Origin of the sequence: Vibrio sp. V43_P6S15P86, assembly GCF_009904725.1 — a bacterium.
Taxonomy (GTDB): domain Bacteria; phylum Pseudomonadota; class Gammaproteobacteria; order Enterobacterales; family Vibrionaceae; genus Vibrio; species Vibrio diabolicus.
Genome location: NZ_WXWT01000123.1, coordinates 1 through 14,506, shown reverse-complemented (window position 1 = coordinate 14,506; position 14,506 = coordinate 1). Strand labels below are relative to the sequence as shown.

The window sequence follows — 14,506 nt, the reverse complement described above, 5'->3', positions numbered from 1 at the left end:
GCGCCGCTCTCAATAGCAGGCGAGAGCGGTATAGGGTATTACTTTTTGAAAATGTACTAACAGCGTTAAAGGCATTGCTGCCTCTCTCGATTCGGGAGAGGCTTTTTTTTGCTAGTAAGTTGGGCTGAATCGCACTGGAGGTGTTATGTCGCAAGGATGCAAAAAAACCACTTGTCCCTATTGTGGTGTTGGATGTGGTGTCGAGGTCAATGCGAAAGGAATCGTTGGGGATGCGTGTCATCCTGCAAATGCGGGCTCACTGTGCGTAAAGGGCGTCGCGTTGGCAGAGAGCTTGAATATGCCTTCGCGCTTGCTGTATCCAAAGCTTGTCACCAAGCAGCGACCTCAAGGGCAAGAAGTGCAATGGCAACAAGCCACGGATCTGATTGCAGAGAAGATTCATCAAGCGAAAGCGGAGTTTGGACCGGATTCCGTCGCGATGTACGTGTCAGGGCAGTTGTTAACTGAAGACTATTACGTCGCCAACAAACTCATGAAAGGCTATGTTGGCAGCGCAAACATCGATACGAACTCGCGTTTGTGTATGTCTTCGGCGGTTGCGGCTCATGTACGAGCATTTGGCGAAGATGTCGTTCCTGTCAATTACGACGACATTGATAATACCGAGCTGCTGGTCATCTGCGGTGCTAATACCGCTTGGACGCACCCTGTTTTATTCCGACGTATTCAACAAGCGAGAGAAAACAATCCTAACCTCAAGCTGGTGGTCATTGACCCGCGTGAAACGGTCACCGCACAGCAAGCGGATTTGCATCTACCGATTAAAAACGACGGAGACGTGTCGTTATTCAATGGGCTGCTGAAGTTTCTTGTCGAGCAGCAATGCATTGATTCTGAATACATAAATTCCTATACCGACGGGTTTGATGCGCTTGCAGAAGAAGTCTCTGATTCGCGTTACGATGTCACTAATCTGTCGTCTTCCATTGGTATTTCAGAAGAAAAACTCACGACATTCTTCCAATGGTTTGCACAAAGCCCAACCGCAATCACGCTGTTTTGCCAAGGGGTTAACCAAGCCGAAAATGGTGTCGATAAAGGCAATGCCATTATTAATGCACATTTGGCATCAGGTAAAATTGCCAAGTCAGGTTGCGGGCCGTTTTCTATTACAGGTCAGCCGAACGCGATGGGTGGGCGAGAAGTGGGTGGTTTGGCAAACCAATTAGCGGTTCATCGTGCTTTTGACGCAGAGTCTATCAAGCAAGTGCAGGCGTTTTGGGATTCACCAGAAATTGCCACTCAACCCGGTTTAAAAGCCGTTGAACTGTTTGAGGCGGTAGAACGTGGTGAGATTAAAGTTCTCTGGATCATGGCAACCAATCCCGTTGTCTCTTTACCAGATAACCAATTGGTAAAACGTGCACTAGAGATTTGTCCGTTTGTGGTTGTTTCCGATATCACAGCGGATTCGGATGTAGCGCATTACGCGGACCTGTTGCTGCCCGCCGCTGGTTGGGGGGGAAAACAAGGTATGGTCACCAACTCTGAGCGTCGACTTTCAAGGCAGCGCCAGTTTCAAACGCCTCCGGGTGAAGCAAAGTCAGATTGGTGGGCGATAAGCCAAGTCGGACAAGCTCTGTGTGCATTGGAAAAGACACAAAATGGTTTTGCGTTTACTTCAGAGCGGGCGGTATTCAGGGAATATGCGGCGATGACAGGCATGAATGCAGATTCGCCATTGAAGCTAGATCTTTCTCAATACGCCAACTTAACCGAGCAAGAATACGAAGAGTGGGTGCCGACACAATGGGGAGGAGAGCGCCCTTTTGCTGATGGCATCTATTCGCACCCAGATGGTAAAGCGCGTTTTGTCGTGACCAGCGAATTACCTCAACGCTTAGAGAGAACAAAAGGCTGGTGGCTCAATACGGGCAGGCAACGTGACCAATGGCATACCATGACGCGTACAGGGCATATCGCACACCTAGCCGCCTCTGAGTTAGAGCCAACCGTGTACATGAATACACTCTCCGCCACTCAAAATCGCTTAAAAGCAGGACAACTCACCAAGCTGTTTCAGCCTACTTCAAACACCGGTATTTATGCCAAAGTTGCCATTGATGAAGGTTTAGGTTTTCAAGAACTGTTTATGTCAATGCATTGGGCAGGTCGATATGGCGGTGAAAGCATTGTTAACGCGATAGTAAACAGCGCAAAAGACCCTATTTCTGGGCAACCTGCGTTTAAGTCGTCTTATGTTGAAGTGCAAGACGCAGCGGTAAAAACCTACGGTATGTTCATCGGTACACAGTTTGATTCCGGCAAGTTTCTCTACAGCGCATTTCAAGCAGAAAGCAATTTGGGCATCTGGCGCTTTGCACACGATGAACGACCAAAAAAGCAGAGTTTTTGTCGAACGGAAAAGAGTCGCAGAATTGCGATAGATATTGCCCAAGGTTGGCTAGCGGTGGATTACGACCTTGTTGGAGACGTTCGTATCATTCGTTCTGTTTTGGTGGTGTCTAGTGAACCGATTCAAACCGACTACACCAACTTTACCGGCTTGATTGGTAAGCCGATGGAGCTATCGCAGCTTCTTACCATCACTCAATCGCAAAGCAGTGCCAAACTGGTTTGTAGTTGTTTCCGAGTTACTGATAAACAAATACATGACGCGATGGAGAAACAAGACTGCACGTCACTGACCCAACTGCAAAACAAACTCAAATGCGGTACTAACTGTGGCTCGTGTGTTTCTCAAATCAAACAGATGGTCGACAGCCATCAGCATCAAAAGGGCAAACAGCAAGCGAGCCAGCAAAGTCTGGCTATTCAAATAAAGTAAGTCATAAAGAGGATAAGCACATGGAAGCGCCTTATCAAAAGTCTTGGTTTAAGAAAGGACAAGCGAGTCAGAATCAAGAACGCTCGTCTCGCTTTTCTAAGCATGACCAAGCAAGCAAACTGAACCAACTTTTAGAAGACCATTCAATAGACCTCGACGCGAACCACAAAGGTTTTGTCTCGATTGTCGGAGCTGGGCCGCACGATCCTGACTTGTTAACCGTAAAGGCAGTGAAAGCGATTATGTCGGCAGAGGTTCTGCTGTACGACCGTTTGGTTAACAAAGATATTTTGGAGTTGGCTTCGCCACAAGCCGATTGGATTTACGTGGGCAAACGATGCGGACAACCTAGTATTGGTCAGGAAGAAATTTGTGACTTGATGGTGTCGCTCGCCCTGCAAGGAAAGCGAGTTGTGCGCTTAAAAGGGGGAGATCCTTTCGTATTTGGCCGTGGAGGCGAAGAAGCATTAGCGCTCGTCAAATACTCAATCGCGTACGAAGTCATTCCCGGCATTACCGCTGCGATTGGATGTTCAGCAAACAGCTTGATTCCGCTGACTCATCGTGGCGTTGCTCGTAGCGTTACCTTTGTGACGGGGCAAGTGGTAACAGGCGCATTTGAAGCGTGGAGCCAACTGATGCAAAGCGGACAAACGTTAGTCTTCTATATGGGGCTAGAAAAGTCATCGCAAATACAAACGGGTTTATTAGGCTCCGGTTTGAGAGAAGATTTCCCTGTCGCGATCATCACTCATGGTTGCAGCCCTCAACAACAAGTGCACGTTACACAACTCAATCAGCTCAATGATTTATCGATTACACTTAAAGGCGTGAGCCCAGCATTGATTGTGATGGGAGAAGTTGTCAAACTGCGCGAACAACTAATAGAAACCGTACAGTCAGTGACGGAATACGAGGGAATATGAGCAGCATTTTGGAATGTATTAGAACAGTCGGTCGTGGCGAACGTGGTAGAAAACCACTGAACTTTGACCAAGCGTTTCGAGTTATGGATGAATACCTAAACGGTGAGTGCGACGACGATCAGATGGCAATGTTATTGATGCTGATTCGTGTACAGAACGAGACTCAACAAGAAATCGCTGGCTTTGTGAAAGCATTCCAATCTCGCATGCCTGCTATTGGGGCAGACATCGACTGGCCATGTTATGCAGGTAAACGTGAAGCGGCAGGTCAACCTTGGCACCTGTTGGCAGCGAAGATCCTCGCCGATAATGGTCATAAAGTGCTGATGCACGGCTATCACGACCGTCAATCTGGACGTTTACACGCCGAAGATTACCTCGACAAGTTTGCTATCGAGAAAGCGGAATCAGCAGAAGACGCAAAGCGTGTGTTAGAAACACAAAACATCGTTTATCTACCGCTGAGTGCGTTTGCTCCACAAGCAGAAACCATGATCGGTTGGAAGAATCGTTATGGGCTTAGAACGCCGATTAATACCGTGGTTCGTGCATTGAATCCGGGGCAGGCGACGGTTGGTATTCGTGGTAGCTTCCATCCTGGATTCCAACAACTTCATGCTGAAGTTGAATATGAAATCGGTCAAACCGCTCACGCCGTTGTGTCATTCAAAGGACAATCGGGTGAGTCAGAATACAACCCGAAAGTAAGTCAAACTGTTTGGCTAAGCCAAACAAGCGGCGTGACATCGCACTACTGGACGGAGCAAATGCTGTCTGAGGTGCCAATGCCTACGAACTGTCCGTTTGGGACGTCAGAAGATGACATGAATCAAATGGCGAATACGGTTTTGGCAACGATGACAGTTGTGCTCTTTGCTCAAGTGCACGATAGGGAGCGGGCCTTTGAACGTGCGTTTGCTTATTGGGAAAACTATTGTTGTGGCAGTTAATCCTGTGACGAGCTAACCGCGAAACGTTGTTGGATCGGAATCCTTTATCTATTGTTTGTGTAAGCTTGTCAGTGATGTATTTATCACTTGAAGTGTCTCACAGCTGGTTGGGGCAAACATCAGTGAGGCGTGATGAGTTTACTTTTCGATAAGAAATGAGGACAAGGATAATGGTTCTAAAGCACTCAAATTCTAACAACAAGGCGTCACATCCCATTCCACAAGAAGCTTTCGATTGGTATGACGAATACGCACATGGCAAAATCTCTCGTCGAGAGTTTCTCAACCGTCTTGGTGGCCTCGCTGTTTTAGGTTTTAGTATGACGGCCCTGGTTGATGCTCTGACTCCAAATTATGCACTCGCAGAGCAAGTTTCCTTTAATGATCCTGAGATCAAAGCAACCTATGAAACCTTTGCTTCGCCCAATGGACATGGAGAAGGTCGCGGCTATTTGGTTGTGCCACAAAAGAAGACCTTAAAATCGCCGACAGTGTTGGTGATTCATGAAAATCGAGGTCTAAACCCATACATCAAAGATGTCGCCAGACGACTCGCGAAAGACGGCTTTATTGCTTTCGCTCCTGACGCGCTTTATCCACTCGGTGGCTATCCGGGGAACGACGATGAAGGTCGCGCCATGCAGAAAGAGATGGACAGAGCCAAGATCGAACAAGATTTTATTGCTGCTGCTAATTTCATTAAACACTACGAGGGTGGGAACGGTAAATTGGGCGCAGTTGGGTTCTGCTTCGGTGGATACATCGTCAATATGCTTGCAGCGGTAATGCCAGAAGAGCTGGATGCAGGTGTGCCTTTCTACGGAACACCAGCGGCGCAAGAGATTCAAAAGCAGGTCAAAGGGCCGTTGATGATTCACTTCGCAGGGCTCGATAAGCGCGTCAACGACACATGGCCTGCCTATGAGCAGCAATTGATCGCGAACGATGCGCAATATCAGGCGTTAATGTATGAAAACGTCAATCATGGCTTCCACAACGACTCAACGGCACGCTACGCACCAGAAGAAGCGGCGCTCGCGTGGGAACGCACACTAGGCTTCTTCAAAGAACATCTTACCTCTAGTTAAAATGCTTCAACTTTAATTGGCACAGTCCTTGTTATGTCTCTCTTAGTGAGTGAGATATAAACAAGGAATGTGCATGACTCGATCAACGTCAAAAACACCCATCATAGTGTGCTGTGATAGCCTTCAAGAGCAGGCTCGACTGTCCGGCTTGTTGAGCAAAGATTACGACAACATCGTTGGCTGCCAATTGGCGCAACTAGAAACGCTGATGCAGAGAGAGAGCACTGCAAGCGTTGTAGTCGGATGGCAGCAGCCGACGGCGGAACTGCGTTTGATTGTCGATTTCTGTCGCAGAAAATCGGCACCACTCCTTATCGTGTTGAAGCAACTATCATCTAATGATATCAATCGGTTATCAGAAAAAATGGACTATGTTCTCATACCGCACGATAGCGAGTTTTCACTTCAACCTTGGATTGAACATGCGACATTAGTGAGAGCGAAATTCGAAAGTATGCAATCGGAAATTGAATTGCTGACCCATAAGATCGAAGAGCGCAAGCTGGTGGAAAAAGCCAAAGGTCTGCTGATGAAGATGCACAGCGTTGATGAAGAGCAGGCTTATAAAGCGTTAAGAAACTCCGCCATGCAATCGAGTCAAACGCTCTCTCAAGTGGCGAAGAATCTGATTACGGCATTGCAGTTAATGGATTAACTTCTCTACTACTTTGGAGTTATGGCAGAAATTCTACCGTGGTGCGTGTTGCACTAACAGCAAGCAAAAACAGTTGCTTGGTTACGAGGGTAGACTCTAATGTGCTGTATTTAAAGTAGAAAATAAGTTGGCACAGTACTTGGATTAGTTAAAACGGGTTTATTGTTGAATCGCTTATCTCAATTATCAACGGCGGTAATTGTAGACTTAGCAACGGCGCTACTGCTCTTCGGAGTAGTGGCGCTTTTTTTATGGGAGCAAACCAATGAAATGGAGTTCGATGCTGAAAGTGTCAGCAATTTCGTTATCGGTATTCACCGCGGTCAGCGTAAAGGCAGAGTTGGGTGAGCCAGAAATTGAAGACCTGAAGTTTGGTTTTATTAAGTTAACCGATATGGCACCGCTGGCGGTTGCTTATGAGAAAGGCTTTTTTGAAGACGAAGGCTTGTATGTAACTTTAGAGGCGCAAGCAAACTGGAAGGTGCTTTTAGACCGAGTTATCGATGGTGAGCTTGCTGGTGCGCACATGCTTGCTGGTCAGCCATTGGGCGCAACGATTGGTGTCGGCACAAAAGCGGAAGTGATTACCGCGTTCAGTATGGATTTGAACGGCAACGCAATCACGGTTTCCAAGGATACTTGGGAGCAGATGAAGCAATACATTCCAAAACAACCAGATGGCAAACCTGTTCACCCAATCAAAGCGGATGCCTTAAAACCAGTTGTGGACAGCTATCTGGATAAAGGTAAACCGTTCAACATGGGTATGGTGTTCCCTGTATCGACGCACAACTATGAGTTGCGATACTGGTTAGCGGCAGGTGGGATTCATCCAGGCTTTTATGCTCCAGAATCCGGTGACAACAGTGGCCAGTTGGATGCTGACGTTCTTTTGAGTGTTACACCGCCACCACAAATGCCAGCGACAATGGAAGCGGGCACGATCAAAGGGTACTGCGTAGGCGAACCATGGAACCAACAAGCCGTATTCAAAGGCATTGGTACGCCCGTCGTGACCGACTACGAAATCTGGAAGAACAACCCAGAGAAAGTATTTGGTGTTTCCAAAGCTTGGGCTGAGAAGTATCCAAACACGCACATTCGCGTAGTGAAAGCCTTGATTCGAGCTGCACATTGGTTGGATGAAAACGACAATGCCAACCGCCAAGAAGCAGTGAAGATGCTATCAAAAAGTGAGTATGTTGGAGCGGATGCCGAAGTTATCGCCAACTCAATGACGGGCACATTTGAATACGAGAAAGGCGACAAACGAGACGTGCCAGACTTCAACGTGTTCTTCCGTCATAACGCCACTTACCCGTATTACAGCGATGCGATTTGGTATCTGACCCAAATGCGCCGCTGGGGACAAATCTCAAGCGAGAAATCCGATGATTGGTACATGGATGTGGCAAAAGAGGTTTACCGTCCAGATATCTACCAACAAGCGGCTCAAGCGCTAATTGAAGATGGTGTGTTGAGCAAAAAAGACTTCCCAGATTTCAGTGCTGAAGATGGTTTCCGTGCGCCACAAACACACTTTATCGACAACATCGTTTATGACGGTCGTGAGCCAAATAAATATCTCGAGAAGTTCTCTATCGGGCTTAAAGGAAAAGACAAAGTTTAACCATAACAGTATACCCAAGTAACCCCAAGAGGCGAGGTTCAGCGAGAATGTATTTGCTTGAAGACGAGGCAACGAGTTGAAAATCTAGTGGTTCTAAATTGAAGGTCGTTAACGAAGTATACAAGCAAAAACAACTCGCCCTGTGGGAGCGTGTCACTGACACAACTTCATCGTTAAACAATTTGGAAAGAAAAGGTTCTTCCACGGCATTGTTTGCCTTGAATTTGAATCAGTGACAACGCTCTGAATCCGCCCCTTTGAGGTCACTTGGGTATAGATGCCACAGGCGAGGGGATTCGCTTGTGGTAACAAGGATGTAAATTTTTTAGGAGTGAGTATGTCTAGTAATGTCATTTCCCTTTTTCCTGCTAAGCAGGTAGTGAACCGAAGTCGGTTGGTGCTTTTGCCCGTCATTGGCTTGCTGATCTTTTTGGCAATGTGGCACTTAGCGGCGAGAGAAGTGCAAACCTCATTAGGTACACTACCGGGACCTGTGCAAACTTTTCAGCAGTTCAGCAACCTTGTCGATGACCATTGGCAAGAGCGAGAAAAAGAACAAGCGTTTATCGAGCGTCAGGAAAAGCGCAATGCTGCGAAGTTAGCCAAGAATCCAGACGCGGAAGTGAAGATTCGTCCTTACACAGGTAAGCCGACGTTCTTCGACCAAATTGTGACGAGCTTAGTGACTGTGACAGCGGGCTTTCTGCTGGCGACGGTTATCGCGATTCCACTTGGCATCGTGCTTGGTCTGAATCAAGGACTGTATCAAGCGTTCAACCCCATCATTCAATTGCTCAAGCCTGTATCACCTTTGGCATGGCTGCCTATCGTAACCATGGTGGTGAGTGCCACTTACGTGAGTGATGACCCGATGTTTGCTAAGTCGTTCATTAACTCTCTGATCACCGTGGCGCTGTGTAGCTTATGGCCGACGCTGATTAACACCGCAGTGGGTGTGACGAGCGTTGATAAAGACTTAGTTAACGTGAGTAAAGTGCTCCAACTTTCGTGGTGGCAGCACATCCGCACCATCGTTTTACCTTCTGCCATACCAATGATCTTCACCGGTTTACGTCTCTCTTTAGGTATCGCTTGGATGGTGTTGATTGCGGCAGAAATGCTCGCGCAAAACCCTGGGTTAGGCAAGTTTGTTTGGGATGAGTTCCAAAACGGCAGTTCGGCATCATTGGGTCGCATCATGGTGGCGGTCATCACTATCGGCTTTATTGGTTTGATGCTCGATAGAGGCATGCTGCAACTTCAAAAGTGGCTGTCTTGGAATAAACAACAAGCGTTGAGATAAGGGAAAAGATCATGGAAAAAGCATTATTAGATCTAACGCGTTTAGGGATGCGATTCCCAACGCCAGATGGCGAATTCATCGCGCTTAAGAACGTCGATTTGCAAATCAATAAAGGCGAGTTTGTATCGCTGATTGGCCACTCTGGTTGCGGAAAATCAACGGTATTGAACTTAGTTGCGGGTCTGCACATGCCAACAGACGGCGGCGTGATCGTCGATGGACGAGAAGTGGCAGGGCCGGGACCTGACCGTGCGGTTGTGTTCCAAAACCATTCACTATTGCCTTGGCTCACCGTGTATCAAAATGTTGAGCTCGCAGTAAAACAAATTGCCGGCAAAAAGGGCAAAGCGTGGATTCAGGAACAAGTGAATCACTATTTAGAGTTGATTCAAATGCAGCATGCCGCGCACAAAAAGCCGGATGAAATCTCTGGTGGTATGAAGCAGCGAGTCGGCATCGCGAGAGCACTGGCACTTCAACCAAAGGTTTTATTGATGGATGAACCATTTGGCGCGTTGGATGCGCTAACACGCGCGCATTTACAGGATGCACTGATGAAGATTCAAGCCGAGCTAAACAACACCGTCATCATGATTACCCACGACGTGGATGAAGCGGTGCTGCTATCCGACAAAATCGTGATGATGACTAACGGGCCGGCGGCAACCATTGGTGAAGTGTTAGAAGTGAATCTACCTCGCCCTCGCGAGCGTGTAGCACTGGCGGATGATGCGCAGTATCAAAAGTGTCGACAAGCGGTGCTGAAGTTCCTTTACGAGAAGCAATCCAAAGTCGAGATTCCTGCTTCGAAAGAAGACAAATCCAAAACCGCAGCGCAAACGGCATAAGGAGGCAGCGATGAACAGTCCTTTAACGATTCCAGTAAAGAACGCATTGAGCCACATCGTTGTGGTAGGCAACGGTATGGTCGGGCAACACCTCGTCGAGCAATTAGTGCAGAAAAACGCGCATTTGGAGCACCGAATTACCGTTATTGGTGCAGAGCGTTTTATCGCGTATGACCGTGTACAACTCTCTTCTTTATTTGCGGGTAAGTCCCATGATGATTTGATGCTGAGTAACCAAGAATGGTACGACATGCATGGCATCCAACTAGTACTTGGCAGCCAAGTAACAGGCATCGACAGAGAGCAAAAGCGTATTCTGCTTGATGGTGAAGATGTGCTGGGTTACGACCAACTTGTGCTCGCGACCGGTTCCTACCCATTTGTGCCGCCAATTGAAGGTAAAGACCGCGACAACGTGTTTGTCTACCGTACGCTTGATGACCTTTCACAAATCAAAAAAGCATGTGAAGGCGCAAGAACGGGCGCAGTGATTGGCGGTGGCTTATTGGGTTTAGAGGCGGCAAATGCACTCAAACTATTGGGGCTAGAAACTCACGTTATTGAATTTGCGCCTCGTCTGATGCCCGTACAGTTAGATGATGGTGCTGGCTTAGTGCTGAAAGAGAAGATTGAAGCGCTAGGGCTAACAGTACACACCTCAACGGGTACGGAACGAATCTGCGATGGTGAAACGGCTAAGCATCGTATGGTGTTTAAAGACAAAGATCCTCTCGAAGTTGATGTGATAGTCTTCTCCGCAGGCATTCGCCCTCAAGATGAGTTGGCAAGGCTGGCTGAGCTAGAAGTAGGTGAGCGAGGTGGCATTGTGATTAACAACCAATGCCAAACCAGCGATGAGAATATTTACGCGATTGGCGAATGTGCCCTTTGGGAGCAGAAGATCTTTGGTTTAGTCGCACCCGGTTACACCATGGCGAGAACCACTGCCGATGTCTTGACTGGAATGCCGAGTGAAGGTTTTAAAGGTGCGGACATGAGCACCAAGCTTAAGCTGCTTGGGGTGGATGTGGCGTCTATTGGCGATGCACAAATGCAGACCGAAGGCGCACAAGAAATGGTCTTGCAAGATGCGGTTGCAGGCATCTACAAAAAGCTGGTGGTTGATGCGAGCGGCACCCAATTGCTTGGTGCGATTCTCGTCGGTGACAACAGCGATTACGATGCGCTCTTACAGTGTTATTTGAACAAAACGGTTCTGCCAGACCACGCGGCGAACCTGCTGTTTGATACCGGAATGCTGGACGGAGAGATGCCAGACAGCGCTATCATCTGTTCTTGTCACAACGTCACAAAAGGCGACTTAGTTGCCGAGATTCAAGCTGGCACTACCAACCTGACGGACCTTAAAGCCAATACCAAAGCCGGTACTGGCTGTGGTGGCTGTAGCAATATGGTGAAGTCGGTATTGGATACTCAATTGGCAGCCATGGGGGTAGAGGTTAACAACCACCTTTGTGAGCACTTTGAGCTGAGTCGGCAAGAGATGTTCCATATTTGCCAAGTGGAACAGATCAAAGACTTCGACACCTTAATCGCACTGCATGGCAAAGGGCATGGGTGTGATATCTGTAAGCCGACAGCAGCATCAGTGTTTGCTTCTTTGTGGAATGAACACATCATGGAGCCACAGCATCAATCTCTACAAGATTCTAACGATGCCTTTATGGCAAACCTGCAAAAAGATGGCTCTTACTCGATTGTGCCTCGTGTTCCGGGGGGCGAAATTACACCAGACAAACTCATCGTACTTGGTGAAGTCGCTCAGCAATACGATCTGTACACCAAGATCACTGGCGGTCAGCGCGTGGATTTATTTGGCGCGCAGTTAGAACAGCTTCCTGAAATCTGGCAAACCTTAATTGATGCTGGTTTTGAAACAGGGCACGCCTACGGCAAATCGGTGCGCACCGTGAAATCTTGCGTGGGTTCTACTTGGTGTCGCTATGGTGTTGATGACTCGGTCGGATTAGCCATTGAGTTAGAGAACCGCTACAAAGGATTGCGAGCGCCCCATAAGCTTAAGTTTGCCGTATCGGGCTGTACTCGTGAGTGTGCAGAAGCGCAAAGTAAAGACATTGGGGTGATCGCCACCGAAAACGGCTGGAATCTATACGTTTGTGGTAATGGCGGCATGAGACCAAGACACGCTGATTTATTTGCATCCGACTTATCCAAATCAGAGTTGATCACCATGATTGACCGAGTATTGATGTTCTACGTCAGCACCGCTGATCGCTTGCAGCGTACGTCAGTGTGGATGGAGAACATGGAAGGGGGCTTAAATTACCTTAAACAAGTTATTCTGGATGACTCTCTCAACCTATGTGATTCTTTGGATGAACAAATGGCACGAGTCGTAGATACCTATCAATGTGAGTGGAAGAGTACGTTGGATAACCCTCAGAAACTGCAACGCTTCCGTCCTTTCTTGAACAGCACGTCGGGCAGTAAAGTCTTGCCGTACCAACGTGTGCGGTCAGCGTATTCCAGTGAAACAGGAGGTGTAAATGGCAGCTTTAACCAAAGTGAAATTGTGTCAGCTTGATGACCTAATGCCGTTCATCGGTGCCACTGTGTTAATTGAAGGCGAGCATGTCGCGTTATTCTGCATTCCTGATAGCGGTGTTTACGCCGTTCAAGATTGGGACCCAATTGGTAAGGCTTATGTGATGAGTCGAGGGATTGTCGGTGATATCGATGGTGAGATGTGTGTTGCGTCACCACTGTACAAACAGCATTTCAGCTTAAAGAGTGGGCAGTGTTTGGAAGACGAAGCGCACTGTCTAAAAACGTGGCGAGTAACGGTCGACGATAATCAGGTTTGCTACTTAGTCGAGGAATAACCCCCGAATATTGCAACTTGGCTTGGAATAAGTGAATTCTTAGCGTAAGAGACAAGCGAATAAAGGTCCAGAGACCACACGGTGAGGCTCTGGAGCTTTTACTATTTGGAATGATTCACTTGTAGTTCGGTATAGCCAGTCGAGTCGTCCATCGATCTGGTGAATTCAAGTTCTGAGTAAGAATGGATGATCAATTCTGCGGTAGTATCAATCTCTGTGCCTTCCAGCAAATGCCCACCCCAAACTCGTCCTTCACGATCAGACACCGAGATATGAACGTGCTGATGTTCAGGCGTTAGGGTTCCCATCACAGAGACGATTTCAAATGGCTCTTGTTTGGTTAACGTACTCTCTGCACCTGCCAAACGAAGGTTGAGGTCAGAAACACAACCAACGCATGAAGCAATCGAGCCTGCTTTGATACCATGCTGCTCGACCAATTTCGCTAAGCTCAGCTTTAAATCCATGCCCTTGGTAAGACGTACTGCTATCACTTCAATCGACATGTTATTTCCTAATCAATACCAGTAAGCAGGAAAGCGCCGTATCCAAATCGGCATAACGTTTGGCTTTGCCAAGTACGCGCATGCCTTGCATGTTGTTGAGAACAAAACGAGCAAGCTCTTCTGGTTTCAGCGTTTTCGGCACTAAGGTTTCTTTCTGCGCATTGGTCAACGCATCTGCAATGATGTCGATAAGGTGGTCAAACAAAAAATGCCCTTTACGCAGTACGTCATCGTCTTCACCAGCGTGCTCGATCAATGCATTTTGAATAAAACACCCACAGTTGCGTTTGCGTTGCAGCTCAGCAAAAGATTTGAGGAACGATTCCAACTCAGGTAAAGACGCGTCGTCTTTTTCCAAATCATTCAGTGAGGGTAGCGAGACCTTTTTCAAGTAAGTATCGAGCGCTTCGTAGTAGAGCTGTTGCTTGTCACCATAGGTGTTGTAAAGACTGAAGCGGTTGATGTTCAACTCGTCGGTGAGATCAGAAATGGATGTATTAGCGAAACCTTTACGCCAAAAAACGTCCATAGCGACTAATAGTTTTTCTTCTCGATCGAAGTTGGCTTTTCTTGCCATATGCGTACCTACCTGAGCGGTTTTTCTCAAACCACTCCTAAACTTATTGAACAACTTTTGGGAAATGAAGTTCTTGACTGATCGTTTATAAACTGGCTACAGTATATCCTAACCAATCGGTTAGAAAAAGAAAAAAGGATATAAAATGAAGCTCTACGAAACCGCGATAACTCCAAGTTGTAAGCGAGTTAGCATTTTTTTAAAGGAAATTGGTGGCGATGTTGAACGCATCGCTTTAAATGTGCGTGACGGCGAAAATCTAGCGGAAGATTTCAAGCAAAAAAGCGTCAATGGAAAAGTGCCATTGCTTGAGCTTGAAGATGGCACGACGATTTGTGAGAGCGTCGCAA

At 47.4% G+C, this 14,506-nt stretch carries 12 protein-coding genes and 1 pseudogene; 11 read left to right on the top strand and 2 right to left on the bottom strand.

The window, feature by feature from the left end:
- Positions 1 to 145 precede the first annotated feature (145 nt).
- From CAG69_RS05540 to nirD, 10 genes and pseudogenes are all read left to right on the top strand, one after another.
- The gene (locus CAG69_RS05540) at positions 146 to 2,809 is read left to right on the top strand and encodes a nitrate reductase (RefSeq protein WP_161443090.1); all 2,664 of its coding nucleotides are present in this window, start codon (positions 146 to 148) and stop codon (positions 2,807 to 2,809) included.
- A 20-nt stretch (positions 2,810 to 2,829) separates the two neighbouring features.
- The gene (cobA, locus tag CAG69_RS05535) at positions 2,830 to 3,735 is read left to right on the top strand and encodes a uroporphyrinogen-III C-methyltransferase (protein ID WP_161443088.1); all 906 of its coding nucleotides are present in this window, start codon (positions 2,830 to 2,832) and stop codon (positions 3,733 to 3,735) included.
- Complete coding sequence (locus CAG69_RS05530; RefSeq protein WP_161443086.1) at positions 3,732 to 4,685, top strand: glycosyl transferase family protein; 954 nt, start codon at positions 3,732 to 3,734, stop codon at positions 4,683 to 4,685. Before cobA ends, CAG69_RS05530 begins: the two co-directional genes overlap by 4 nt.
- A 170-nt stretch (positions 4,686 to 4,855) precedes the next feature.
- Positions 4,856 to 5,773: a dienelactone hydrolase family protein gene (locus CAG69_RS05525; protein WP_161443084.1), complete on the top strand. Its 918-nt coding sequence runs from the start codon at positions 4,856 to 4,858 to the stop codon at positions 5,771 to 5,773.
- A 73-nt stretch (positions 5,774 to 5,846) separates the two neighbouring features.
- Positions 5,847 to 6,428 (top strand): ANTAR domain-containing response regulator, encoded by a 582-nt coding sequence (locus CAG69_RS05520; protein ID WP_161443081.1) that lies wholly within the window; start codon positions 5,847 to 5,849, stop codon positions 6,426 to 6,428.
- A 265-nt stretch (positions 6,429 to 6,693) separates the two neighbouring features.
- The gene (locus CAG69_RS05515; protein ID WP_124007997.1) at positions 6,694 to 8,058 is read left to right on the top strand and encodes a CmpA/NrtA family ABC transporter substrate-binding protein; all 1,365 of its coding nucleotides are present in this window, start codon (positions 6,694 to 6,696) and stop codon (positions 8,056 to 8,058) included.
- A 337-nt stretch (positions 8,059 to 8,395) separates the two neighbouring features.
- Positions 8,396 to 9,361: an ABC transporter permease gene (locus CAG69_RS05510; protein WP_145535229.1), complete on the top strand. Its 966-nt coding sequence runs from the start codon at positions 8,396 to 8,398 to the stop codon at positions 9,359 to 9,361.
- An 11-nt stretch (positions 9,362 to 9,372) separates the two neighbouring features.
- A complete protein-coding gene (locus CAG69_RS05505; protein WP_025539886.1) occupies positions 9,373 to 10,209 on the top strand; it encodes an ABC transporter ATP-binding protein in 837 nt (278 codons plus the stop codon).
- Positions 10,210 to 10,219: 10 nt separating this feature from the next.
- Positions 10,220 to 12,737, top strand: a pseudogene (nirB, locus tag CAG69_RS05500) (nitrite reductase large subunit NirB).
- Positions 12,738 to 13,073 (top strand): nitrite reductase small subunit NirD, encoded by a 336-nt coding sequence (gene nirD, locus CAG69_RS05495; RefSeq protein ID WP_012842169.1) that lies wholly within the window; start codon positions 12,738 to 12,740, stop codon positions 13,071 to 13,073.
- A 101-nt stretch (positions 13,074 to 13,174) separates the two neighbouring features.
- Here nirD and CAG69_RS05490 read toward each other — a convergent pair whose 3' ends face one another.
- Positions 13,175 to 13,579: a PPC domain-containing DNA-binding protein gene (locus tag CAG69_RS05490; RefSeq protein ID WP_161443076.1), complete on the bottom strand. Its 405-nt coding sequence runs from the start codon at positions 13,577 to 13,579 to the stop codon at positions 13,175 to 13,177.
- Between the two features lies 1 nt (position 13,580).
- Complete coding sequence (locus tag CAG69_RS05485) at positions 13,581 to 14,156, bottom strand: TetR/AcrR family transcriptional regulator (protein ID WP_005395660.1); 576 nt, start codon at positions 14,154 to 14,156, stop codon at positions 13,581 to 13,583.
- Between the two features lie 145 nt (positions 14,157 to 14,301).
- Between CAG69_RS05485 and CAG69_RS05480 the strand changes: the two genes are divergently transcribed.
- The coding region (locus CAG69_RS05480; protein WP_202600706.1) for a glutathione S-transferase N-terminal domain-containing protein at positions 14,302 to 14,506 on the top strand (205 nt) is incomplete at its 3' end.

Bases quoted from the DNA above. Each gene is read 5' to 3' on its own strand.
- CAG69_RS05485 (WP_005395660.1), bottom strand. From the start codon at position 14,156: ATGGCAAGAAAAGCCAACTTCGATCGAGAAGAAAAACTATTAGTCGCT.
- CAG69_RS05530 (WP_161443086.1), top strand. From the start codon at position 3,732: ATGAGCAGCATTTTGGAATGTATTAGAACAGTCGGTCGTGGCGAACGT.
- CAG69_RS05510 (WP_145535229.1), top strand. From the start codon at position 8,396: ATGTCTAGTAATGTCATTTCCCTTTTTCCTGCTAAGCAGGTAGTGAAC.
- CAG69_RS05490 (WP_161443076.1), bottom strand. From the start codon at position 13,579: ATGTCGATTGAAGTGATAGCAGTACGTCTTACCAAGGGCATGGATTTA.
- cobA (WP_161443088.1), top strand. From the start codon at position 2,830: ATGGAAGCGCCTTATCAAAAGTCTTGGTTTAAGAAAGGACAAGCGAGT.
- CAG69_RS05505 (WP_025539886.1), top strand. From the start codon at position 9,373: ATGGAAAAAGCATTATTAGATCTAACGCGTTTAGGGATGCGATTCCCA.
- CAG69_RS05515 (WP_124007997.1), top strand. From the start codon at position 6,694: ATGAAATGGAGTTCGATGCTGAAAGTGTCAGCAATTTCGTTATCGGTA.
- nirD (WP_012842169.1), top strand. From the start codon at position 12,738: ATGGCAGCTTTAACCAAAGTGAAATTGTGTCAGCTTGATGACCTAATG.
- CAG69_RS05540 (WP_161443090.1), top strand. From the start codon at position 146: ATGTCGCAAGGATGCAAAAAAACCACTTGTCCCTATTGTGGTGTTGGA.
- CAG69_RS05520 (WP_161443081.1), top strand. From the start codon at position 5,847: ATGACTCGATCAACGTCAAAAACACCCATCATAGTGTGCTGTGATAGC.
- CAG69_RS05525 (WP_161443084.1), top strand. From the start codon at position 4,856: ATGGTTCTAAAGCACTCAAATTCTAACAACAAGGCGTCACATCCCATT.